Origin of the sequence: Paraburkholderia dilworthii, assembly GCF_000472525.1 — a bacterium.
Classification (GTDB): domain Bacteria; phylum Pseudomonadota; class Gammaproteobacteria; order Burkholderiales; family Burkholderiaceae; genus Paraburkholderia; species Paraburkholderia dilworthii.
This window is the reverse complement of the sequence record NZ_AWZT01000067.1, coordinates 1-22826: the sequence shown is the minus strand read 5'-3', so window position 1 is coordinate 22826 and position 22826 is coordinate 1. Positions and strand designations below refer to the sequence as shown.

Below are 22826 nucleotides of genomic sequence, written 5' to 3'. Positions count from 1 at the left end.
CGATATGCGAAGGATAGCTTATGAAACCAACGAGTAAAATTGCTGGGCGGTAGACAGCGGGCTGTTGCTAGAACATTGCAGCTGTCCTTTCTTGATCATGTGCATTAATTCGATGCCACTCAGAATGACACGCGCACAGTTAAAATCCTTGAATCCTAGCATCGGTCGGGTTCGGCGTTTGATGGCCCGATGGTCCTGCTCCACGATGTTGTCCAAATACTTGACCTGACGAACCTTGATGGGCATCTCGCGCTCGGCATTCACCGCGTTAAGCGCGGCCAGATTGGAGCCGCTTTTGTCGATGGTCACCGTCTCGGCGCCGTTGGACGCGATGCTGACGACCCGTATGTTAACGAGGTTGCCTTAAGCCAACCTGATGCCGTAATTCGGACTCCTTTCATTCAGTCAGACTACGCTTTCCAGCTTTCACCAGCCGCGAGCGATCGTCGTACCAATACCTTGAATCGACGATAAAACTTCCCGTTCTTGACGTCGACAGATTGAGCGCACGCTCGGCACATCTGGCTTGTGTTGTGCCCTGGTTACACAGCAAGAAATCGACGATGGCTTCCTGCCCAAGATCACCGCTCGCAGGCACGTGACCGGTCGGATCCGTCAATCGTCTTGACTGCGCGGTAAGTCGGCACAGCGTATTCAATCTGCCGCCTGAAAATGTTCGTCTCGCCATCGGTCCATTTCCGCTTTCCCGCGCCGGATCGTACGCGTCAATTCTCACACAGCCTCCCGCAGTATCACGCAATGTTACGAGCGCCCTCTACGTAAACGGACGAAATACGCCGTTACGTCTCGGTGACACCACTTTTTTGACATGTCGATAGAGTGAGCCCGCATTCGCCTTGCGATGACCGATCGTCGCGGCGCTTCACTTTTCGCTCATGCTATGCAGGAACTTAACGAAGTCAGTCAACACATCTCGACTCCGGTCAGGCATCCGCGTCGCGGGCGAAGGGCCGCCGTACTGCTGATTCTTGCGCTCATCGCGGCGGCAATCGGCTACCACGTCGTCAGGAAGGGGGCGCCGGCCGTTCACAGGCCGGCCCAGGTCGTGACGGTCGCCCCCGTCACACTCGGCGACATGCCTGAAACGTTGAACGAGCTCGGGACCGTTACCCCCGTCGCGACGGTGACGGTACTGCCGCAATTGAGCGGCTATTTGACGGCCGTCGCTTACAAGGAAGGTCAGGACATCGGAAAGGGCCTGCTGCTCGTGCAGATTGACCCGCGCCAATACGAGATTGACAAGCAGCAGGCTGAAGCACAATTGGCAAAGGACCAGGCCTCGCTCGCCCAGGCGCGCTCCGACCTCGCTCGCTACGCCGAACTGAACGCCAAGAAATCGATCGCGCAGCAGACCTACGTCGACCAGCAGTTCACGGTGCGGCAGGACGAGGCCGCCGTGAAGGCCGACCAGGCCAGCATCGCGCAATACAATCTCGATCTGGCGTTTTGCCGGATCACGTCGCCGATTTCGGGCCGGGTGGGCCTGCGCCTCGTCGATCCCGGCAACTACGTGACGGCCTCGAGCTCGACGGGCGTCGCCATCGTGACGCAAATGAAGCCGACGACGGTCGAGTTCACGGTCCCGCAGGATATGCTCGGGCAAGTGCTAGCGCGCATGCAGTCGGGTGCAAAGCTGCCTGTCACGGTGTACGGCAGCAACGACAACAAGCAAATTGCCACGGGCACGCTGTACGCGGCCAGCAATCAGGTCGCGACGAGCACCGGTACGGTAACGCTGCGCGCGATGTTCGCGAATGACGACGAAGAGCTTTATCCGAACGAGTTCGTCGACGTGAGACTACTCGTCGACGTCCTTCATAACGCCGTACTCGTGCCGACGGCGGCGGTACAGACGGGGGCACCCGGCACGTATGTTTACGTCGCCAATGCCGACGGCACCGTTTCCGTGCACAAGGTCACGTCGGGGCCGACCGATGGCAAATACACGGCGATTCTCGCGGGGCTCACCGAAGGCCAGCGTGTCGTTACGGACGGCATGGATCGCTTGAGTGACGGCGCAAGGATACGCGTTGCGGGCACCGGCGCAGGCAAGGGTAACTTGCGCACCTCCCGATGAGTCTCTCCCGCCCGTTTATCCTCCGGCCCGTCGCCACGTCGTTGCTGATGATCGCGTTGGTGCTGATCGGCATCGTCGCCGTCCGCTATCTGCCGGTATCGTCGTTGCCGAACGTCGACTATCCGACCATTCAGGTCCATACGTCGTATCCGGGCGCAAGCCCTGACGTGATGGCCACGACGGTGACTGCTCCGCTCGAAGTTCAGCTCGGCGAGATTCCGGGCTTGCAGCAGATGACGTCGTATAGCTCCGACGGCTCGTCGATCATCACGCTGCAGTTCGACATTTCGATGAGCCTCGATGTGGCCGAGCAGGATGTCCAGCAGGCGATCAATGCGGCGAATAGCTATCTGCCGAGCGGGCTGCCGGCGCCGCCGACCTATGCGAAGGTCAATCCCGCCGATCAGCCGATCCTCACGTTGGCCGTCACGTCGAAGTCGATGTCGCTGACGCAGTTGCAGGACTATGCGAACAATCGGCTCGGCACGAAGATTTCGGAGGTGCCCGGGGTAGGCCTCGTTACGACGGCAGGCGGCAACGTGCCCGCCGTTCGTGTCGAAGCGGACCCGCACAGGCTCGCGGCCTATAACCTCAATCTCGACGATCTGCGCACGCTGCTAGCCAACGTCAACATCAGTCAGCCGAAAGGCAATTTCGACGGCCCCGAGCTCGACTATACGATCAACGACAACGATCAGATCTCCGATCCGAACGATTACCTCGACACGATCATTGCCTATCAGAACGGCTCGCCCGTGTATCTGCACGACGTGGCGCGCGTGACGACGGCCGCTCAGGACGTGGCGCAAGGCGCGACCTACAATCGGACGCCCGCCATCCTCCTCAACGTGCAGCGCCAGCCCGGCGCCAATGTGATCGCGACGGTCGATCAGATCATGAAGCGGCTACCGGCGCTCGAATCGACGCTGCCGGCCGGTGTCAACGTGACGGCCGTTTCGAACAGCACGGGCGTCATTCGCGCTTCGGTACGGGATGCCGCGATCGAGCTCGTGATGGCCGTCGGGCTCGTCGTGGCCGTGATCTTCGTGTTCCTGCGCAATGTGCCGGCCACGATCATCCCGAGCATTTCGGTTCCAGTCTCGCTGATTGGCACGCTCGCGGCGATGTACGAGCTCCATTACTCGATCGACAATCTCTCGCTGATGGCGCTCATCATTGCGACAGGCTTCGTCGTCGACGACTCGATCGTCATGATTGAGAACGTCGTCCGTTATCTGGAGGAGGGGGAAAGTCCGCTGCAGGCGGCGCTCAAAGGAGCAGGGCAGATCGGGTTCACGATCCTCTCGCTGACGGTATCACTGATCGCTGTGCTGATTCCGCTGTTATTCATGGGAGGCGTCATCGGGCGTCTTTTCAGCGAGTTCGCCGTCACGCTCGCGGTGACGGTCGTGCTGTCAGCCGTGGTTTCGTTGACCGTCGTGCCGATGCTTTGCGCACGCATTCTGCGGGCGCAGGCCGAGCGTCAGCCGACCCGCTTCGAGCGCATCAGCGAAGGTGTCTTTGACAGGACGATCGCCGCGTATGAGCGAGGGCTGCGCTGGGTGCTCCATCACCAGAGATTGACTCTGACTGTCGGAGGCGCAACGGTCGTGCTCACTGTCGCCCTTTACATCGTTATCGCGAAGGGACTCTTTCCGATACAGGACGTCGGCGTCATCCAGGGCATCAGCGTCGCCGACAACTCCGTCTCGTACAAGGCGATGGTCGAGCGGCAATCGGCGCTAGCCGATGCGATCCTTCGTGATCGCGACGTCACTTCGCTCACATCGTATGTCGGCATCGACGGCACCAACGTCACGCTTAACCATGGGCGCTTTCTTATCAATCTGAAGTCCCTCGGCGAACGTTCAGATAGCGCGGAGGCCGTCGCCCGGCGTTTGCAGCAGGAAGTTGCGAACGTGCCCGGCATCAAGCTCTACTTGCAGCCGGAGCAGGACCTGACGCTGGATACCACCGTTTCTCCCAGTCAGTACCGTCTGGCAGTGCGCGGGCCGGATCAGGCGGCGCTCGCGAAGTACGTGCCTGAACTCGTCGAGCGCATGAAGCGCATCCGTTCGATCGACGACGTGACGAGCGATCTGGGCAACGACGGGCTCGGCATCGACGTCAAAGTCAACCGGCAGCTCGCCGCGCGCTACGGCATTACGCCCGCCACGATCGACAATGCGCTTTACGATGCGCTCGGACAGCGAATCGTCTCGACGATCTTTCAGCAGTCCGATCAACATCGCGTCATTCTCGTTGCGAAGCCCGAAACGCTGCCTGACATACAGTCGCTCGGCAACCTCTATCTGCCGACACAGACGGGCACGAGCGGCCAGGTGCCGTTGAACGGCATCGCTACGCTCAAGGTCGTCAAGTCGCCGCTCGCCATCAGCCATTTAGCCCAGTTCCCCGCAGTTACCGTGTCGTTCAACCTCGCGGATGGCGCGTCATTGAGCACGGCCGTGAAGCAGATCGAAGCCGCGCAGAAGGCGGTCGGACTGCCGTCGTCGATCACGGCGACCTTCCAGGGTGCGGCGCAGGCATTCGAGGATTCGCTCTCGAGCGAGGTCTATCTGATCGTCGCGGCGGTCGTAGCCGTGTATATCGTGCTCGGCGTGCTCTACGAGAGCTTCGTCCATCCGGTGACGATCCTCTCGACGCTCCCGTCGGCCGGCGTCGGCGCGTTGCTCGCGCTGATGATAGCGGGCCGCGATCTCGATATCATCGGCATTATCGGCATCGTGCTGCTGATCGGCATCGTGAAGAAAAACGCGATCATGATCGTGGACTTCGCGTTGGAGGCCGAGCGAGAGCACGGCAAGCCGCCGCACGAAGCGATCTTCGAGGCGTCGCTGCTGCGTTTTCGTCCGATCCTGATGACGACGATGGCGGCCATCCTCGGCGCGTTGCCGATGCTCATTGGCAACGGCACGGGCTCCGAGCTGCGGCGCCCGCTCGGCCTCGCGATCATCGGCGGCCTGACGGTGAGCCAGGTCCTGACGCTGTTCACGACGCCGGTCATCTATCTGTTCTTCGACCGGCTTGCACGACGCTTCGGGCGCAGGCCGAGCGCCGCGGCGGGCGGGGAACTGTCGTCGTGAACATCCCCGGGCTTTTCATCCGCCGGCCCGTGGCGACGACGCTGGTCGCAGTCGCGATCATCCTCTCGGGGATGCTCGCCTATTTCAAGCTTCCCGTCGCGCCACTACCCAACGTCACGTTCCCTGTCATCGTCGTGCAGGCACAGATGGCGGGGGCAAGCCCCGAAGTGATGGCGACGACGGTGGCCGAGCCGCTCGAGCGCAGGCTCGGCACCATTGCGGGCGTGAACGAGCTGACATCGATGAGCTACGTGGGCATGTCGCGGATCGTGGTGCAGTTCGCTCTCGATCGTGACGTCAACGGCGCCGCGCGCGACGTGGAGGCCGCATTGCAAGCCGCGCGCGCCGATCTGCCGACGACGCTGCGCTCGAACCCGACGTACCGCGAGTACAACCCGGCCGATGCGCCGATCATGGTGCTCACGCTGACGTCCGATACGCTTACGAAGGCACAGCTCTACGATGCGGCCGATTCGGTACTGCAGCAGCAGCTCTCGCAAGTGAGCGGCGTTGGTGAAATCACGCTCGGCGGAGGCGCGCTGCCTTCGGTGCGGGTCGAGCTCGACCCGAACAAGCTCGCGAGCTACGGTATCGGGCTCGAAGACTTGCGTGCCGCCATCAGCGCGGCGAACGCAGACAGCGCGAAAGGGCATCTCGACATCGACGGTCAGCGCTACGAGGTGCTCTCGAACGACCAGATCACGAGCGCTGCGCCGTACCGCGATCTGGTGATCGCCTATCGAAACGGTGCGCCTGTCATGCTGCACGACGTGGCCTCTGTCATCGATTCGAACGAGAACATCCGCAACGTCGGGCTATACAACGGCAAATCGGCCGTCATCGCGATTCTATACCCGCTGCCAGGCGGCAACATCGTCGACACAGTCGCGCAGATCCGCAAGATACTGCCGTCGATCGAGGCGACGTTGCCGAGCGGCGTTCACGTCAACGTGGCAATGGACCATTCGGAATCGGTCAAGGCTTCGGTGGCCGATACGCAGCGCACGCTTTTTATCGCCGTGCTGCTCGTTGTGGGCGTCGTGTTCGTCTTCCTGCGCTCCGCACGCGCCACACTGGTGCCCGCTGTCGCGCTGCCGCTCTCGATCGTCGGCGCGTTCGGCCCGATGTACTTACTCGGATATAGCATCGACAATCTTTCGCTGATGGCGCTCACGATTGGAACGGGGTTCGTCGTGGACGATGCCGTCGTCGTGCTCGAGAATGTCGTCCGCTATCTCGAGTTGGGATTGAGCCCGCGAGAGGCGGCGATCCGCGGCAGCGCCGAAGTCAGCTTTACCGTCGTCTCGATGAGCCTCTCACTGATTGCGGTGTTCCTGCCCATCCTGCTGATGCCGGGCATCGTGGGCCTGCTGTTCCATGAGTTCGCGATGACGCTTTCGATCGCGATCCTCGTGTCGCTCGTGATCTCACTGACGGTGACGCCCGCGATGTGCGCCTATGTGCTGAGCCGCAAGAACGCCGTGCATTCCACGAGCCGCTGGGCACAATGGACCGAGGCGCGGTTCGAGCGCTTCAAGAACGCCTACTCGCGTTCACTTGATGTCGCGCTCGATCACTCGTTCGTCGTCGTCGTCATTCTTGTCGCCCTGCTTGTGGCGAACGTGTTCCTCGCGCGGCTGTTACCGTCGACATTCTTTCCCGAGCAGGACAACGGCATCCTGATGGGTCAGATCGTTGCCGATCAGAGCATTTCATTCCCGGCGATGGCCACGAAGCTCGCGCAGCTGCAAGCAATCGTGCAGAAAGATCCGGCCGTTGCCTCGGTGGCGGGATTTGCCGGTGGGCGAGCATTGAACACGGCGATGGTGTTCATCCAGCTAAAGCCGCTCGTTCAGCGACGCGTGTCCGCGGCCGAGGTCGTCAACCGCCTTCGGCCGAAGCTCAATCAAGTGTCGGGCGCAAGACTCTTTTTGCAGGCCCAGCAGGACCTGCGCATCGGCGGCAGGCAATCGGCGGCCGAGTACCAGTACACGCTGACAAGCGACGATCCGAAGGCGATCTTCGAATGGACGCCGAAGCTCGTCGATGCTTTGCGCAAAGAGCCGCAACTGCAGGACGTCAATTCCGATCTGCAGCAAAACGGCCTGCAGACGTACGTCGACATCAGCCGCGCCACGGCGATGCGCTACGGCTTTCAGCCAAACCAGGTCGACAATACGCTCTACGACGCGTTTGGCCAGCGGGCCGTGTCAACGATCTACAACGCGCTCAATCAGTACTTCGTGGTGATGGAGGTGGCGCCGCAGTACTGGCAATTTCCACAGACACTGAACCAGATCTTCCTCAGCGGGGCGGATGGCAATGCCAGCGGGACTGCGCAAACGCAGATGTCGTCGAGCACAGTGTCGGCCAGCAAATCGTTCGCGGCCGCGATCACAACGACGACGGCTTCGACCAGGAACGCGCTGAACTCGAGCGCCGAAGCCAACGCGACGACGAACAGCATCGCGAACAGCAAGGGAGGCGGATCGACGGGCAGCGCCGACAGTACGGCGGCCGAGACGATGGTGCCGCTGCCCGCGTTCGCGAGCTACACGAACAGCCACACGGCGACGCAGGTCAACCATCAAAGCGGGTTCGTTGCCGCGACAATCTCGTTCAACCTGCCGCCGAACGGATCGCTGAGCGACGCCGCCGTTGCAATCAGCAAGGCGGCCGAAGAAATCCACCTGCCCGCTTCGGTTCATGGCGCGTTTGCGGGCGCTGCACAAGCGTATTCGCAATCGATGGGTACAGTTCCGTTGTTGATTTTTGCAGCGCTGGGCGTAGTCTATCTCGTGCTCGGGATTCTCTACGAGAACACGATCCACCCGCTCACGATACTTTCGACGCTCCCATCCGCCGGCATTGGCGCCACGCTCGCACTGCTCATCTTCGGCACGCCGTTCTCGGTTATTGCGCTGATCGGCGTCATCCTGCTGATTGGCATCGTAAAGAAGAACGGCATCATGATGGTCGACGTGGCGATTCAGCTCCAGCGTCATGAGGGCCGCGACACCAGGCAGGCGATACATGAAGCAGCCGTGCTGCGCTTAAGGCCGATCCTGATGACGACGGCCGCTGCCGTCCTCGGCGCAGTCCCGCTCGCGATTGGGTTTGGACAAGGGGCCTCCCTGCGACAGCCGCTCGGCGTCACGGTGATGGGTGGTCTGATCCTCTCGCAGGTGTTCACGCTTTACACGACCCCCGTCATCTACCTTTACCTGGATCGGGTGCGCGCCGCGCTCGCGCGCTGGTCCACCCGTCTACCGTGGAACCGTACACCCGACACCGCCGCATGAAGATCAGATTACCAGGGATGCCTATCGTTATGGCGCTGGCGTTGGGCCTCGGCGCCTGTGCCGTTGGCCCGGACTATCATCGGCCGACCGTCGCCGCGCCGCCCAAGTTCAAGGAGCTCGAAGGCTGGACGCAGGCCGAGCCCGCAGCCGAGGAGCCGAAGGGTGATTGGTGGACGGTGTTTCATGATCCGCTGCTCGACGAACTCGAGCCGATGGTCGCCGTTTCGAACCAGACCGTCCGGCAGAACTACGCGAACTATCAGGAAGCGCTTGCCGAAGTGCGCGTCGCGCGCAGCTCGCTGTTCCCGACGATCGGGATCGCCGGCTCGGCGACGCGCGCGCGATCGTCGAGCGGGTCGAACCTGTCGAATTCCAGCAGCAGCTTCGCGACTTCGCGTGGCCGTGTCCTCAATTCCGCTTCGCTCGAAGGTGACGTAAGCTGGGCCCCCGACTTGTGGGGGCAAGTCCGGCGCACGATCGAGGAAAATTCGGCAAGCGCAGAGGCTACCCAGGCGACGTTAGCCAATGCGACGCTTTCGGAGCAGGTTACGCTTGCCACCGCCGTCATCGATCTGCGCGTGACCGATGCCAACATCGATTTGCTGCAGCGGACCGTCGAGCAGAACAAGGAATACCTGCGCGTCGTTTCGGACCAGCAACAGGCCGGCACGGTGCCGCCGTCCGATCTGATCACCGCACGAACGCAACTCGAAAGCTCCCAGTCGAGCCTGATCGCGCTCGGCGTCTCGCGCGCGCAGTACGAACACGCGATTGCTGTGCTCGTCGGCAAGAACCCTGAAGAACTGAACATCGCTCATAGCACGGCGTTACCGGTGCTGCCGTCGATTCCAGTGGGCGTGCCGTCGACGCTACTGCAGCGGCGCCCCGACGTTGCCGTGGCCGAGCGTCAGATAGCCGAGGAAAACGCAGCGATCGGCGTGGCCATTTCGGCTTACTACCCGTCGATCTCTCTATCCGCAGTGGCCGAGTTGGCCCAGTCGCCGCTCGGGGGCCTGCTCAACATCGGCAACTATGTCTGGTCGCTCGGCGCCGATGCGAGCCAGACGATTTTCGACGGCGGCGAGCGGAGCGGCAAGGTCGCCGCGGCAAAAGCCGCTTACGACGCCGCGCTCGCGAACTACCGCGGGACCGTGTTAACGGCGTTCGAAGACGTTGAGAACGATCTGGCGGGCCTGCGTATCCTCGCCGAGCAAGCCAAAGTGCTCGACGCCGAAGTCAGCGATGCGAAGCAGGGCGCCCGGATCGCGCTCGACGAGTATCAGGCCGGCACCGTCGACTACACGACCGCCGCAACCGCCCAGACGACCTCGCTGAGCGCACAGGAAACCGCGTTGAGCGTCCGGCAGATGCGGCTCGTCGATGCAGTGTCGCTCATCGACGACCTCGGCGGCGGATGGTCAGCCGCCGCGCTTTGCGATCCGCGGCAGCAGAAGTGCGATCCGTCCAGTGCGGCACGTTCACCACTCCATGCTTCACGCTGATCGAATTGCTCCACGGGTTCTCCATGATAGGGGCAAGTTGCGACCGTCAGCGCGGGCGCCGCGCCAGAAGTCCCGCCGCGTGGCAAGTGGCGAATTATCTGCGACGGCCGCAGCGGCGTGCCGTTTTTCAGATGCTCCTGGCGACCCGGCGTCCGCCGAAAAGGTTGCTGCCGTATGGAGCGAAAACCGCGAGCGTGCGCGGGCGATTGAGGGTGACGACCCGTCGGAGATTGGGTGCTCCGGAGACACGAACTCCTCGCTTGATGGTGGGCCGCTGGATGAAGTCGTGGGTGAAGCCTCGAAACGGGAGCGGCCTGAGGTGGCGCAGTCGAATGAAAATATGAACGGACTGATAGTCAGTACTTCCCCAAGGGCACCGACCTGTCGGTGTTCGCAGGCAAAACTCAATGCCGTGGCGAGGCAATTGAATGAGCGTCCGAGGAAGACGCTCAACTACGAACCGCCAGCCCAACGATTTCAGCAAACTATTGCATCCACCGGTTAAATCGGCAGGTCAATGCTGCCTTCGGCGTTGTCACGTTGCTGACTTCATGACGAGATATCGGCACGGACAGTCGTGTCTCAGAACACGGTGGACGGAGCTTGGGCAATGCCAGTGAAGAGACGCCAGGCTACTAGGTTGAAAACCGAAATACCACCGAACCGCCTGACTGATGACCGACGCTGGAAATCGATGGCCGTGGTAGAGCGATTTCGTCTTTTTCATCACGTCATCTTGGCTGACCAGTCCGCGAACGTGACAACGCCCCCAATCAATCTCCGTCAATGCCGACGAACTCATCCACGCAGCATGGGGGAGTTTTCCTGCCAACGAAGTTCGCACTGTTGCGTTCGTCTAATTGGCGATATAGGGTAATACTGTATATGCCATTGTTTATGACGCCACCGGCACCTCAGCCCGCGTTTCCGTAGCAACGTCGCCCAGACATTGCTGGCAACCGCGCCTGCAGTTACTGACCACACGTGAGGAGCGCCCATGCCGGACAAGCATCTTTCAACTCGGTTTGACGCCGACCTCGACCTACTCTCGACGAGACTGCTCAAGACGGGAGGAATGGTCGAGTCGCAAATTGAGCGCGTGCTCAGGTTAATGGACGCATACGATTCTGCCCTGGTCTTGCAGGTGCTCGACGGCGAATAGCAGCTTAATGCAATGGAGCTTGAACTCGACGAAGAGATTAGCAATGTCATTGCACGTCGGCAACCCGCTGCGCGTGACCTGCGATTTCTGATGGCTGCCTCGAAGTGTGTCACCAATCTTGAACGCGCAGGTGATGAGGCCCGGAAGGTTGCGAAGCGGCTTCGCCGAATTCATGAGAGTGGCGTGGCACAGGCCATCAATACGACTGAGTTAAGAAGGTCTGGCGAGCTGGCCCTGAGGATTCTGAGCAGGGCCCTGGATGCGTTTGCGCGCATGGACGCCGCGGCGGCCGCGCAGATTATCAGGGACGACAAAGCAGTCGATAGCTCGTGCCGTGCATTCGGACGGAGGGTTGTCATGCAGATGACGGAAGCTCCCCAGACCATTCCGGTTGGCCTGGAATACATATTCATCGCGAAGGCCATCGAACGTATCGGCGACCACGCGGCCAACATTGCTGAGTCCATCGTGTATGTGGTCGAGGGCAGGGATGTACGTCACATGCCGCTCGACAGGCTTGAGCACGAAGTCCTGACCAACTGAAACCAAATGCGAACGTTGAACGCAGCGATAGGCGATGGGCACGTTGGAATGTCCGGGCGCGCGGCCGGCAACGCCAGCATCTTCGAAAAATCGGCGGCAGCACGTACACGGGGAGTGAGATTCAGCGAGCCGTTCAATCCAGGCACGTTATCGACAGTTTTCAATATCGACGTGTGGTGATATTGGGTATGGTCGATAGTCCCCGCCGGAACATACGGCGAGGCAACGAGGGCCGGGACACGCACACCGAGGCGGTCGAAGGGAAAGTTGTGCGTCTTGGGTTCGGATTCTCGCTGGTGCCCGGCGGCACATATGGCGGAGGGCGCATGTGGCCGAAGAAGCCTCCGTGCTCGTCAAACACGATAACGAACATGCTGCCGGGCCGGCTAATACAAGTCAACGACGACTGCTCTAGGCTGCGGCGAGGTCCGCGGCTTTCACGAGCATACGAGTAGCCGGCAACGCCCGGCCTTTTCTGTCCGCTGCCTCAAGTATCCGCTTTGCTCCGCGCTCGAACGCTGAGACAAGCGTCGCGCCGTCGGATTCCCGTCGAAACAGGAAGTGTCGCTCCAGCGCGTCGCGAGTCACCGCGCACGCGATGTCGCGACCTTGTGACATCAGGGTGAACGTCAGCAGCCGTCCCCCGGCAAAAAACCCGGGGCGTCCTTTCATTGCAAGCGTCTCATCCTCATCTTTACATCAGATTGCCGCAGCCCCTGAAAACGGGGGGCCGCAGCGCCGTATTCAGCAGTTAAGTTCCAGACCTTGGGTCTCGTCACCGTGACCAGGGCTTATCAAGAACAAAAATGCAGCGTGGCGGGTGAAAGAGTTCAAGCAACGACGTCTTCTCTTCTTCGGCCGCATACTCGCCGACGCGGCGGGCTTCTCGCTGCATGAAATCGCCCGTCATCTCACTATCAGTTGAAACTCAGTCCGCAAATACGTTGAGCTGTGCAGAGCAGGCGCTAACGCGAAATTACCGAAAACAGCGGTGAGGCAGCAGCTTCCGCCTCAAACAGGGCGACCAGACAGGCCGTTGAACAAGCCAAAGCTGCCGAAAAAAATAGGTATTGGTTGCCATGTAAATGGTGAAAACGGCTCGACTCTCGTGCCTCCGACCTCGCTATTACATTGGAACAGTCGTGCACGAGCGGCGCAGGCACCGCCTTTGTGCGTGAGGGTATCTTTGCCGAGAGGAAACTATGTGACGGGCACTGCGGTTGCGAAAATTCGGGAAGCGTTTCTGAAAACAGTCAAGGCACACCGCATTGGGCGGGCACTGGAAAGCATTGGCGGTTGGTTCATTGAACTCGCTGGCGCGTGCATGAAGGGACAAATTTGTCCGCCCGCTCGGGGATGAGGACGAAAGCCGGTTTTGTCGCAGTAAGCGTCGGGTATCATGTGCCCTGACAATGCGAACGATCGGACGCTTGATGACGACTCTGAATCCAGCCTTGGCACGGGTGCTCAAGCGCTTGCACTATCCGCTCGATGTGATCCTGACGTGTGTGCGCTGGTATGTGGCGTATCCGCTGAGCCTTCGACATCTGGAAGAGATGATGGCCGAGCGCGGAATTTCGGTCGACCATTCAACCGTACATCGCTGGGCCATCAAGGTGTTGCCGGTTCTGGAGAAGGCGTTTCGCCGCCAAAAGCGAGCCGTCGGTCGGAGCTGGCGAATGGATGAAACCTATATCAAGGTCCGAGGCCAGTGGAAGTATTTGTATCGCGCAGTCGACAACGAGGGCAACACGGTGGATTTTCTGCTGCGCGCCCATCGTGACAAGGCCGCGGCGCGGCGCTACTTCGAAAAGTCAATCGACCAAAATGGCGAGCCCGAGACGGTGACAATCGATAAAAGCGGTGCGAACCTGGCCGCGCTGGATGCCCTCAACGCGGAGCGGGAAACACCGATCAAGATTCGCCAGAACAAGTATCTGAACAACGTTGTCGAACAAGATCATCGGGCGATCAAGCGACGCACGCGGCCCATGCTCGGCTTCAAGAATTTTCGTTGTGCCCGCATCCTGTTGAGCGGCATCGAACTCATGCACATGATCGCCAAGGGCCAAATAGAAGACAGTAGCATCGGATACAATCGTGCCGAGCAGTTTTACTCACTGGCAGCATAGGCAGTCCTACTTATACCACCCTTCGTCCGCGTCTTGCCCTTACCGCGACAAAACCAATCGGCCAGGCGCCACGTCCATCTGCGATGCCCTGCTGGCACCGACACCCGCAGTATTGCCTTTTTCGATCAACCGGCGCCGACTGGCCGGCGTCGTTACCGCTGACGACTCCACCGTATTGCAGGCCATGCGCCTCCTGTTTGAAGAGTTCCATGTCGTGGTAGAACCGGGCGGCGCCGTAGCTGTTGCATCTCTGCTGGCAGATCCCTCAATGCTCCGCGGTAGACAGGCGTTGGTCATCGCGTCTGGAGGAAACGTCGACCCCCCAATTGTTCATTCAGGCGATCTCCTGACGATGGTGCTGACGGGCCACGCCAGGCTCCCGTTAAGACATGACGACAGGTTTATGAATCCACCGGCCTCCGCGACCTCTGATGTGCGCGCGGCGTCGCTTCCCGAATAAACGCCATACCCTTGGAGTCCTCAGCGCATGATCACTGAACTAAGAACGTTCATCGCGGTTTCCAAATTTGGCACTTTCGCAGCCGCCGGCGATCGCATCGGCCTCTCACAGTCGGCTGTGAGTAGTCAGATCAAGCGACTGGAAGATAGCTTGGGATTCGAACTGTTTGATCGCACCGGTCGCTCGGCTACCCTGAACGCATCTGGCCAGAAGACCCTCGGCCGCGCCGAGGAGTTATGTGCTCTTTACGAGAAGCTAGGCGCCCCTTCAGATATCGAAATCCACAAATAGTTTGCTCCGTATCGGGGCGATTGCATCGGTACAGTCGACGCTGGTGGCACGGGCGTTGGGAAATTTGCGCAGGTCCTTCCCGCAAGTGCGCGTTCATGTCACGCTCGGAGCTTCGATGGAGTGAATGGACGATCTCGACTCTGGCAGGATCGACGCGGCCGTCATGGTTCGTCCTCCGTTCGGGATGCCTTCAGACATGACATGGCAGTCCCTTGTGCCGGATCCATTCGCACTGGTGCTACCCGGAAAGGAACCCCGCTTCAGAGACTGGAAAACGGCTATCGAGGATCAGCCGTTTCTGCGATATGACAGAGCTTCATTTGGTGGACGGATGGTGGAAAGATTCCTTCGCGATGAGCGCCTACCCGTGAATGACGCTATCGAGGTTGACGAAATTCCCGCCCTTATTCATCTCGTAGCGGAAGGCCTGGGTGTAGCGCTGGTTCCGCTGGTCGAGGCACATTTGCCCTTACCGGACGACGTACATGTGATGTCGCTAGGGAAATCAACGTTCTATCGCGAGACCGGCCTGCTTCAACGAAGGGTCAGCGATAGCCCACCCGTTGTTGCACATTTCACCCAGTTTCTAAAGGACATCGCCGGATGTCACAGCACAAAGATCGATCCCGGCAACACCGCATCCGATGGGTTCTTTAGGAACACGCCCACTTTCACTGCATCTGTGAGCGAAAGTTCTGCGGCGTTGGCGGCCGCTTCGAGGGGGCGGATTCAACCGGTGGATTCACTGCAACCCCCGTGCCCGCTACGGGCGATGAAGGACCGTCCGTCCTTCACAATCGAACGTCCGGAAGCAGAGGCGGATTCAACGTCCGACTGGTCGCCCCCTTGGCCGCGGAAGCGAAAAAATTCGCATACTGACTGCTGGCCTGCCAAAGGCGCTCGCCATGACAAAGTCCTGGCACCATTGCACGACTGCCCAAAAGGCACCCTCTTTCGAAATGTTCGCACCGTGTTGTCGCTTTTCTAGCACCGTTATGGGGCGTTTTAAGCAAAGACTAAAGAAGTTCTTCAACCGGTCGATAGCTTCATCAGGGGCTCTTCCCGCCGTGGGACCTGAACCAGAGGTCCGACGTTCCCTGCACGGAGAAACTCAGTGAAACGCCTGGCTTGCCGAACGTGGGACGAAAACTTTGCGATAGAGCGACCACGCCCATGAAACGCAACCTGTTCTTCCGGTTTCTCGGACGTCTCCGCGTCGGCCGAAAGCTGCTGCTGATCTATCTGCTCGACTTGAGCGCAGTCCTTTACATCAGCGGCATCCTGATCCGCGAAAAGTACATCGCAATTGACTTCTCCGACAAGGAGCTGATCGGGAATGCCTACGTCGCGGCCGTGCATGACGCGCTTATCGACTTCGCACTCGCGGGGGCTGGGCAGCCGCAGACTGCGGTCCAATTGAAGAGCACTGCTAGCAGACTCGACGACGCAGAGCGCCGCTTTGGCGCGAACATGCAAAGCGCAGTTATTAACAAACGGGTCCGCGATGCACTCGAAGCAAGTTCGACGCCGCATGCGAGCGCATCGACAGTGGACCGCGGCCTCGACGCGGCGCGCGCGCTGGTGACCCGGGTCGGTAACCAGTCGAATCTGATTCTGGATCCGGACCTGGACAGCTACTATTCAATGTCACTGTCGATTCTGCGCTACCCGGAGCTGCTCGGCGACGTCAACCGGATCGGCCGCCACCTGCACGATGCCGGCGCAAATCCTAACGCCGCATCGATGAGCCACGATGAGATGCGTACCCGCTACCTCGTGCTGGAGGGACAGCTCGACGCAGTATTGCAGGGGCTGCGCTCGGACTATGCGGAAGCTTCGGCCGCGAACGGCACACTGACCGGCACGATTGGACCGTCGGTCGAACGCATGCTCGCCGCCGTCGAAACGTATCGCCGCATGGCTGGAGCCGCAGTTGACGCTGGCGCGGATCCGGCCACGCTGAACCGGCTCGATTCCGCACAGCAGCGCCTGGTAACGAGCGTAAGCGACGCGTGGCGTAACACCGGCAGCCAGCTCGGAAGTCTTCTGCATGAGCGCGTGCGCGGCCTCTTTGAGCGAATGTGGCTGCACCTTGGAACGGCATTCTTTCTGCTATGCGCGATCCTGAGCATGGTGTACTTCGTCGCGCAGCAGATTTCCCGCCCCTTGCGCCAACTGGCGCGTGTGATGGATACCGTGCGCCGCACAGGAGACCACTCGCTGCGCGCCAAGTGGCATAGTCAGGACGAAATCGGCCAGCTCGTGAGCGGCTTCAACGACATGCTCGCGCAGCTTGACCGCGAGCGCATCGTGCAGAAGGAGCTTGCCGCGACAGCGCGTGCGTCGGCCGCGCAATACGCTCTTGTAGAGGCGACTCCAGTGCCGATGGTCGTCACGTCGATCCCGGGGCATGAGATCCTGCTCGCAAACCGGCCAGCGCTTGCCTGGCTCAACGGCTGCACAGTAGACCCTTGGGGCTTCGGTCTCGACTCGGAGGTACGCGCGCGGTTTTTCCAGCAACTCTCGGACCGAGATGCCGTAGACGAATTCGAGGTGCGCTGGAAGGCGGGCAGCGAACCCACGTGGGCCATGCTGTCGGCGCGACGCCTCGACTTCCAGGGGCGCGACGCAGTGTTGACTGCATTCACCCCAATCAACCAGATCAAGCTGATGGAGCAACGCCTCGAATTGTGGGGCAAGGTGTTCGAGGCGTCATCCGAGGCGATCCTGATTCTGGATAAGCAACGACGGCTCGTCACTGCCAATCCATCGTTCTATCGAGCGACCGGATATCGCGCTGACGACGTGGCGGGCAAGGAGCCTGCTTTCCTCCTTGGAACGCAGGAGCAGGATGACATTTTTCCGGCCGTTATCGATTCTGTCGATCGCCTCAGCGCGTGGCATGGCGAAGCGCAGGTGCGAAGGCGGGCCGGCAACGACTATCCGGCATGGCTAATGGTGAGCGCGGTGCGCGACCGGCGGGCGAACCTGTCGCACTATATCTGCACGTTGATCGACATCACGGACCGCAAGAAGAGCGAGGCGCGCATTCAGTTCCTCGCCGAACACGACGTGCTAACGGAACTGCCGAACCGCGAGCTGTTCATCAAGCGCCTTGGCGTCGCACTCGGCAATGCGCGCCACTCGGGCCAACGCGTCGGCGTGCTCTTCATTGATCTGGACCGGTTCAAGAACATCAATGATTCACTCGGCCATCACATTGGCGACAACCTGTTGCGCTCGGTCGCGCGGCGCCTTCTGCAAGCCGTGCGCAGCAACGACACCGTCAGCCGCCTCGGTGGCGACGAGTTCACGGTAATCCTCAACGGTGTCAGCAATGTGGCCGATGTTACCCGTGCGATCGAGGATCGTCTGTTGCCGCTTGTTCGTCAGCCGCATGAACTAGGCGGCGCCGCGTTGCCGGTGTCATGCAGTGTCGGCGTGGCGCTTTTCCCGGACGATGGCGAGGACGTCGAGACCCTGATGCAGAACGCCGACGCCGCGATGTACCAGGCAAAGGCCGCGGGACGTAACGTCTTTAAGTTCTTCGCACCTGACATGGGTGAACGCGCGCGCTACCGCTTGACGCTCGAAGCGTGCCTGCGCACGGCGCTCACCAGGCAGGAGTTCCGGCTTGCGTACCAGCCGTGTGTCGATGCGCGCACGGGCGAACTGGTTGCCGTTGAGGGGCTCCTGCGCTGGAACAGCCCGCAGATCGGCACGGTGTCGCCTGCGCAGTTTATTCCGGTCGCCGAAGACACACGGCTCATCATTCCGATCGGTGCCTGGGTAATCGACGAAGCATGCCGACAGGTCGCCGCGTGGGACGCTGGCGGGCTGATGCATTTGCGCGTCTCGATCAACGTGTCCGCGATCCAGCTGCGCGATCCGGACTTGATAAGCTCGCTCGCAGACAACCTCGAGCGGTACGGCGTGGCTCCCGATCGGCTCGAGCTCGAGATCACTGAGACGGTGTTGATGGACAACGCGGAGAACTATCTCACCACGATCCAGGCGATCCGCAAGCTTGGAGTCAAGCTATCCCTCGACGATTTCGGTATCGGTTACTCAAGCCTCAGCTATCTGAACCGATTTCCGCTTGATCGCCTCAAGATCGACCGCGCGTTCGTGCAAGACATGCTTGATGCGCCGGCCGACCTCGCAATTATTCGGGCAATCATCGAGCTCGGCCACGAACTGGGCCTCCGGGTGGTCGCCGAAGGCGTCGAGAGCGAGCGTCAGGCTCAGATCCTGCGAAACATTGGTTGCGACGAACTGCAAGGTTTCCTCTTCTCGAAAGCATTGTCGCCTGCCGAATTGTGGTCCTGGAGTAGCGTACGCAAGGTGGCTTGAGCGCCGCAGTAGCTTTCTTTCGCGCGATAGTATTCTACGGGGCTGGAGCGGCCGAGCGTGAACACAACTGGCTGCACCCGGATCCTCAAGCGACCTCCGAAAAACCTCGACCAACGGCGGGAATTAACGGGTGAACCGTCATTCATAGGATACCGTCGACCGTCCTTCTGTGGCCATGAAGGCTGCCTAGTCTTGCCCCGCCGTCGGTCGCGCTCGACGGTTCATCGTACTTCGGTCACGAAGTTCGCGCGGTCCCGTCGGACTTTCTTCAGGTTCACCAGCCAATCGCCTTCAGCCTCTCGATAACCCAACGGCACGATCACCACGCTACGCAGATGCTTCGCTTTGAGATCGAGGATCTGATCGACCGCTGCGGGATCGAAGCCTTCCATCGGCGTAGCGTCGACCTGTTCGAAGGCGGCCGCGACTAGTGCGATGCCCAAACCGATGTAAGCCTGCCGGGCGGCGGCCTCATAGTTGGCCTCCGTCCCCCGATCGGCGACGGTACCCAGCAGCTGCCGACGATAGTTCTCCCACCCTTCGTTCTTGAAGCCCCGGACCTCGTTGGTCAGGTCAAACATCATGTTGACGCGGTCGGCGGTGATGTCGTCCCACGCCGCGAATACCAGCAGATGCGAGCAATCTGTGACTTGTGCCTGATCCCACGCCACGGCGCGAATCTTTGCACGCGTCTCCGGATTGCTGACGACCAGCAACTCGAATGGTTGCAGTCCGCTCGACGTGGGTGCCAACCGTACCGCTTCGACGATGCGTTCGAGTACTTCGGCAGGCACGCTTCTCGTTGCATCGAACTTTTTCGTGGCATAGCGCCATGTCAATCTTTCATTCACTGTCGTCATCTTGTTTCCTTCTATGAAGAGAATGGACAGCCGAATGGTGCAGACTTCACGATGGGAGAAAAACCGGGTCGCGCACAGAACAATGCTGCGCCAAACGCAGCAATCGAGGGTTGCCCACGCGCGGTATCGCATTTATTCTTCCGCCATGAATCTGGACCAGGGGCGAGCCGACGAACTCGCAGCACTACTCGCCGTCGCTCGGGGCGGCTCATTCGTTGCGGCAGCCGCGGCGCTCGGACGTCACCCGACCGTCATTTCCCGGCGCATCGGCACGCTGGAGCAACGCCTCGGCGTGCGCCTGCTCGAGCGGACGACCGGAAGGGTTCGCCTGACAGAAACCGGTGAGCGGCTTGCCGAACGCCTTCAGAGCGCGTCCGACGCCATTTTCGAAGCCGAACAGGAAGCCGCCGCCGGCGGCGTCGAGTTGAAGGGCCGCCTGCGGCTGGCCTTTCCAGCGGCAATGGGTCGGCAATGGCTCGCGCCGGCGCTGCCAGACTTTGCACGCCAGTATCCGGGCCTCGAAATCGAAGTCGACTATGCCGAGCGATATGTCGATCTGGTCGGGGAAGGTTTCGACGCCGCGTTGCGTGTCGGCACCCTGAGCGACAGCCGTCTGGTTGCGCGCAAGCTTGGTGAGCACCGGATCGTTCTCGGCGCCTCGCGGGATTATCTGCAGCGCCACGGTGTTCCCCGCCTCTCCGGCCGCATTGTCGGGGCACAACCTGCTTCGCTACACCGGGCCCGTCTCGACGCATGAATGGCGGATGCGCAAAGACAACTTGCACGAGACCATCATGCCGGCTGGAATCTATCGTTCGAACGACATAGGCGCCCTGCTCGAGGCAGCGCGCCGCGGTATCGGCATCGTCGGTTTCGGCGACTGGGCGATGGTCTCCGACTTCGCAACCGCCACCCTGGTCCAGGTCTTGCCACAATGGCGTTTCGACGCAGACGAAGGAATCTATCTCGTTCGGCCGTCCAGACAGTTCACGCCCGCGCGGACCGAGGCGTTTATCCAGTGGGTCACCTCGCTGTTTGCGGGCGGCCTTCCCTGGGAACTTGCGGGCAATTGCAGGAATCGGCGAATGAGCCGATCAACCTGAACGCAGAAGGACGCGTCCGAACGGCCTCTCGCGATGAGCTGCGCGCCGGCGACGGCCGCGAAGATGGCGCGGGCCCGTTGCTCACTCCGTTTGGAGTCCATCACCCCCCGGCGCCACCCACCGTTGGGCACTAACCTCTGCCAGCGCCTCGAATACAGCCGGCGTGCGTTCGAGGCGGGCGATAGTCCGCGCGCCTTCGAGGGCGGCTACCAATGCGGCTGCGGTAGCGGACGCGCGCGCGGGAGCGAAGCCGCACCCCTTGAAATGCTCCGCAATAATCTCGGTCGACTCAGCAAATCCGCGCGCTACGCGCTTGGTCAACTCAGCGTCGAGCGCGGGCAGCTCATTGGCCAGATTCTGCATCAGACAACCGTACTGGAAATCAGAGGCGACCATTTCTGCCGCGAATGTCCTGAAAAGCTGATGAACGAAATTCAGCGCATCACCCGTCGTATTCGCCGATATCTCCCGTAATACAGCGATCCGATTCGCAACGTAATTATCGATTGCTTCTTCTGCGAGTTGTGCCTTGCCGCGTGGAAAGTGAAAGTAAAACGATCCTTTCGGCGCACCGCTTTCTTCGAGGATCTGGGTCAATCCGGTCGCAGTGTAGCCCTGGATGCGAAACAGTCGTTGGGCGGTGGCAATCGCGCGAGGGCGGGCATCAGTCGTACGTGGCATGTCGGAAACATAGCACGTTCCGTTTGATCATTCTATGGTGATTGCTATACTATGGCGATCACCATATAGGGAGTCGTCGATGCGTCTCGACCCAATTGCAAGTCACGAAGGTTCGTTCAGTGCTGCGCAGCCTGCCCGGATTGCGGCAGGAATCACCCGGGACAAAACGTGCGTGTTTCCTCGCTCACCCCATGCAGAGCGTCTTTCTGTCGAGACCGATCGTCCTCGATGGCCCGGCGGCCGCGCGAATCATTCGTCGCGTGCGTTATCGCTGAAGCTGAAGACAGCGCTTGCGCGCGGACGGGGCGTTCCGTCATGAGTGATCCACTTAGCGTCGAGCCATCGGCGTCCCGACGAGCCGTCCTGGCGATGGGCGCGCTCAGCCTGTTTGCCTCTTTCATTCGACCCGCCCGCGCAAACCTTATAGGAGGAACTGATTTGGCCACATCCACATATGGCGACGGAACGCTTCCGCCGAGGGTCCGTTCGCGCATGATCCACGGGGTCAACGGGCTCGATGTCCATATTCTCGAGGCCGGTTACGAGAACCGCGGCCGGCCGCTCGCACTGCTTCTGCACGGTTTTCCCGATCTGGCTTACGGCTGGCGACACCTGATCCCCATCCTGGCTGACGCCGGCTACCATGTCGTGGCGCCGGACCAGCGGGGTTTTGGACGCAGCACCGGTTGGGCGAACGACGATGACGCCCCGCTCGCGCCGTTCGGCCTTCTGAATATGACGCGCGACGCCCTTGGATTGGTCTTGGCGCTGGGGTATCGGCGTACGGCGATGCTTGTCGGGCACGACCTCGGCTCGCCCGTGGCGGCCTATTGTGCGCTAGCCAGACCTGACGTCTTCCCGTCGGTGGTGCTGATGAGCGCGCCGTTCCCTGGTGCGCCGACGTTTCCGTTCAACACTGCGCAAAGCGAGGCATCGTCGGTTCAACCGAACACCGGCAATCAAAAGTTAGCGGCCGCGCTGGCGGCGCTCGACCCGCCGAGAGAGTATTACCAGCAATACCTGAGCTCACGGGAGGCGAACCGTCACATGTGGAATCCTCCTCAAGGCTTACACGCGTTTCTTCGTGCGTTTTTCTATGTCAAGAGCGCCGACTGGCCGGGAAACAAGCCGCATCCGTTGAAAGCGCTGACGGCCGCAGAACTTGCACAGATGCCCACCTATTACGTCATGGATCTCGGCAAGACGATGCCCGAGACCGTCGCTCCATTCCA

Annotated in this window: 17 protein-coding genes and 7 pseudogenes; 14 read left to right on the top strand and 10 right to left on the bottom strand. The window is 60.7% G+C overall.

The window, feature by feature from the left end; translation table 11 throughout:
• Nucleotides 1-18: 18 nt before the first annotated feature.
• Nucleotides 19-336 (bottom strand): annotated as a pseudogene (locus F759_RS39255) (DDE-type integrase/transposase/recombinase); the annotation flags it as partial.
• Between the two features lie 61 nt (nt 337-397).
• Nucleotides 398-736, bottom strand: a complete 339-nt coding sequence (locus F759_RS43765; RefSeq protein ID WP_152530763.1) for a hypothetical protein — start codon at nt 734-736, stop codon at nt 398-400.
• A gap of 165 nt (nt 737-901) precedes the next feature.
• On the opposite strand from F759_RS43765, the gene F759_RS39250 reads away from it, so the two are divergent.
• The 4 genes from F759_RS39250 to F759_RS39245 are packed head-to-tail and all read left to right on the top strand — an operon-like array spanning nt 902 to nt 10009.
• Nucleotides 902-2098: an efflux RND transporter periplasmic adaptor subunit gene (locus F759_RS39250; RefSeq protein ID WP_084534412.1), complete on the top strand. Its 1197-nt coding sequence runs from the start codon at nt 902-904 to the stop codon at nt 2096-2098.
• Nucleotides 2095-5205: an efflux RND transporter permease subunit gene (locus tag F759_RS0132585; protein WP_027803522.1), complete on the top strand. Its 3111-nt coding sequence runs from the start codon at nt 2095-2097 to the stop codon at nt 5203-5205. The genes F759_RS39250 and F759_RS0132585 overlap by 4 nt, the downstream gene beginning before the upstream one ends.
• The gene (locus tag F759_RS0132580) at nt 5202-8507 is read left to right on the top strand and encodes an efflux RND transporter permease subunit (RefSeq protein WP_027803521.1); all 3306 of its coding nucleotides are present in this window, start codon (nt 5202-5204) and stop codon (nt 8505-8507) included. Before F759_RS0132585 ends, F759_RS0132580 begins: the two co-directional genes overlap by 4 nt.
• Nucleotides 8504-10009, top strand: a complete 1506-nt coding sequence (locus tag F759_RS39245; protein WP_051377537.1) for an efflux transporter outer membrane subunit — start codon at nt 8504-8506, stop codon at nt 10007-10009. Before F759_RS0132580 ends, F759_RS39245 begins: the two co-directional genes overlap by 4 nt.
• Here F759_RS39245 and F759_RS44595 read toward each other — a convergent pair.
• Nucleotides 9978-10143 (bottom strand): annotated as a pseudogene (locus F759_RS44595) (3-hydroxybutyrate oligomer hydrolase family protein); the annotation flags it as partial. The gene F759_RS39245 and the pseudogene F759_RS44595 sit on opposite strands and share 32 nt — an antisense overlap.
• Before the next feature lie 194 nt (nt 10144-10337).
• On the opposite strand from F759_RS44595, the pseudogene F759_RS44590 reads away from it, so the two are divergent.
• Nucleotides 10338-10514: pseudogene (locus tag F759_RS44590) on the top strand (transposase); the annotation flags it as partial.
• Between the two features lie 129 nt (nt 10515-10643).
• On the opposite strand, the pseudogene F759_RS41615 reads toward F759_RS44590, so the two are convergent.
• Nucleotides 10644-10736 (bottom strand): annotated as a pseudogene (locus tag F759_RS41615) (IS6 family transposase); the annotation flags it as partial.
• Nucleotides 10737-11006: 270 nt separating this feature from the next.
• Between F759_RS41615 and phoU the strand changes: the two are divergent.
• Nucleotides 11007-11714 (top strand): annotated as a pseudogene (phoU, locus tag F759_RS39240) (phosphate signaling complex protein PhoU).
• Here phoU and F759_RS45325 read toward each other — a convergent pair.
• The 3 genes from F759_RS45325 to F759_RS44940 all read right to left on the bottom strand — a co-directional run bounded on the left by F759_RS45325 (nt 11669) and on the right by F759_RS44940 (nt 12624).
• Nucleotides 11669-12028, bottom strand: coding sequence for an alkaline phosphatase family protein (locus F759_RS45325; RefSeq protein ID WP_084534411.1), 360 nt, complete (start codon nt 12026-12028; stop codon nt 11669-11671). The pseudogene phoU and the gene F759_RS45325 sit on opposite strands and share 46 nt — an antisense overlap.
• 97 nt (nt 12029-12125) lie before the next feature.
• Nucleotides 12126-12386, bottom strand: coding sequence for a DUF1488 family protein (locus F759_RS45320; protein WP_027803520.1), 261 nt, complete (start codon nt 12384-12386; stop codon nt 12126-12128).
• Between the two features lie 103 nt (nt 12387-12489).
• Complete coding sequence (locus tag F759_RS44940) at nt 12490-12624, bottom strand: hypothetical protein (protein ID WP_274533504.1); 135 nt, start codon at nt 12622-12624, stop codon at nt 12490-12492.
• A gap of 523 nt (nt 12625-13147) precedes the next feature.
• Between F759_RS44940 and F759_RS0132555 the strand changes: the two genes are divergently transcribed.
• The 5 genes from F759_RS0132555 to F759_RS0132540 all read left to right on the top strand — a co-directional run bounded on the left by F759_RS0132555 (nt 13148) and on the right by F759_RS0132540 (nt 18950).
• Entirely contained in the window at nt 13148-13846 is a 699-nt protein-coding gene (locus tag F759_RS0132555; protein WP_027803519.1) for an IS6 family transposase, read from the top strand.
• Nucleotides 13815-14306 carry a pyridoxal-phosphate dependent enzyme gene (locus F759_RS45315; RefSeq protein WP_161633349.1) on the top strand — a complete coding sequence of 164 codons (492 nt, stop codon included), beginning with the start codon at nt 13815-13817 and terminating at the stop codon, nt 14304-14306. The genes F759_RS0132555 and F759_RS45315 overlap by 32 nt, the downstream gene beginning before the upstream one ends.
• A 27-nt stretch (nt 14307-14333) precedes the next feature.
• The gene (locus F759_RS44585) at nt 14334-14597 is read left to right on the top strand and encodes a LysR family transcriptional regulator (protein ID WP_063829684.1); all 264 of its coding nucleotides are present in this window, start codon (nt 14334-14336) and stop codon (nt 14595-14597) included.
• A 124-nt stretch (nt 14598-14721) separates the two neighbouring features.
• Nucleotides 14722-15585: a LysR substrate-binding domain-containing protein gene (locus F759_RS44580; RefSeq protein WP_063829683.1), complete on the top strand. Its 864-nt coding sequence runs from the start codon at nt 14722-14724 to the stop codon at nt 15583-15585.
• Between the two features lie 185 nt (nt 15586-15770).
• Nucleotides 15771-18950, top strand: a complete 3180-nt coding sequence (locus F759_RS0132540; protein ID WP_027803517.1) for a bifunctional diguanylate cyclase/phosphodiesterase — start codon at nt 15771-15773, stop codon at nt 18948-18950.
• Between the two features lie 221 nt (nt 18951-19171).
• Here the strand turns inward: F759_RS0132540 and F759_RS0132535 are convergent, their stop codons facing one another.
• A complete protein-coding gene (locus F759_RS0132535; protein ID WP_027803516.1) occupies nt 19172-19810 on the bottom strand; it encodes an NAD(P)H-dependent oxidoreductase in 639 nt (212 codons plus the stop codon).
• A gap of 13 nt (nt 19811-19823) precedes the next feature.
• Between F759_RS0132535 and F759_RS44575 the strand changes: the two are divergent.
• Nucleotides 19824-20435: pseudogene (locus tag F759_RS44575) on the top strand (LysR family transcriptional regulator); the annotation flags it as partial.
• A 7-nt stretch (nt 20436-20442) separates the two neighbouring features.
• On the top strand, nt 20443-20913 hold the full coding sequence (locus F759_RS44570) for a LysR substrate-binding domain-containing protein (protein ID WP_244438972.1): 471 nt from the start codon (nt 20443-20445) through the stop codon (nt 20911-20913).
• An 8-nt stretch (nt 20914-20921) separates the two neighbouring features.
• On the opposite strand, the pseudogene F759_RS44565 reads toward F759_RS44570, so the two are convergent.
• Nucleotides 20922-21017, bottom strand: a pseudogene (locus F759_RS44565) (TetR/AcrR family transcriptional regulator); the annotation flags it as partial.
• Nucleotides 20995-21594 (bottom strand): TetR/AcrR family transcriptional regulator, encoded by a 600-nt coding sequence (locus tag F759_RS39220; RefSeq protein ID WP_036025808.1) that lies wholly within the window; start codon nt 21592-21594, stop codon nt 20995-20997. The pseudogene F759_RS44565 and the gene F759_RS39220, both read right to left, overlap by 23 nt.
• 492 nt (nt 21595-22086) lie before the next feature.
• Here F759_RS39220 and F759_RS0132515 point away from each other — a divergent pair.
• Nucleotides 22087-22826: alpha/beta fold hydrolase (locus tag F759_RS0132515; RefSeq protein ID WP_036025805.1), on the top strand; the 740-nt coding region annotated here is incomplete at its 3' end.

What these genes read in the sequence shown, in the direction of transcription:
- F759_RS0132555 (WP_027803519.1), top strand. Translation starts at nt 13,148, where the DNA reads ATGACGACTCTGAATCCAGCCTTGGCACGGGTGCTCAAGCGCTTGCAC.
- F759_RS39220 (WP_036025808.1), bottom strand. Translation starts at nt 21,594, where the DNA reads ATGCCACGTACGACTGATGCCCGCCCTCGCGCGATTGCCACCGCCCAA.
- F759_RS44940 (WP_274533504.1), bottom strand. Translation starts at nt 12,624, where the DNA reads ATGACGGGCGATTTCATGCAGCGAGAAGCCCGCCGCGTCGGCGAGTAT.
- F759_RS0132540 (WP_027803517.1), top strand. Translation starts at nt 15,771, where the DNA reads ATGAAACGCAACCTGTTCTTCCGGTTTCTCGGACGTCTCCGCGTCGGC.
- F759_RS0132585 (WP_027803522.1), top strand. Translation starts at nt 2,095, where the DNA reads ATGAGTCTCTCCCGCCCGTTTATCCTCCGGCCCGTCGCCACGTCGTTG.
- F759_RS39245 (WP_051377537.1), top strand. Translation starts at nt 8,504, where the DNA reads ATGAAGATCAGATTACCAGGGATGCCTATCGTTATGGCGCTGGCGTTG.
- F759_RS44585 (WP_063829684.1), top strand. Translation starts at nt 14,334, where the DNA reads ATGATCACTGAACTAAGAACGTTCATCGCGGTTTCCAAATTTGGCACT.
- F759_RS0132535 (WP_027803516.1), bottom strand. Translation starts at nt 19,810, where the DNA reads ATGACGACAGTGAATGAAAGATTGACATGGCGCTATGCCACGAAAAAG.
- F759_RS44580 (WP_063829683.1), top strand. Translation starts at nt 14,722, where the DNA reads ATGGACGATCTCGACTCTGGCAGGATCGACGCGGCCGTCATGGTTCGT.
- F759_RS39250 (WP_084534412.1), top strand. Translation starts at nt 902, where the DNA reads ATGCAGGAACTTAACGAAGTCAGTCAACACATCTCGACTCCGGTCAGG.
- F759_RS45320 (WP_027803520.1), bottom strand. Translation starts at nt 12,386, where the DNA reads ATGAAAGGACGCCCCGGGTTTTTTGCCGGGGGACGGCTGCTGACGTTC.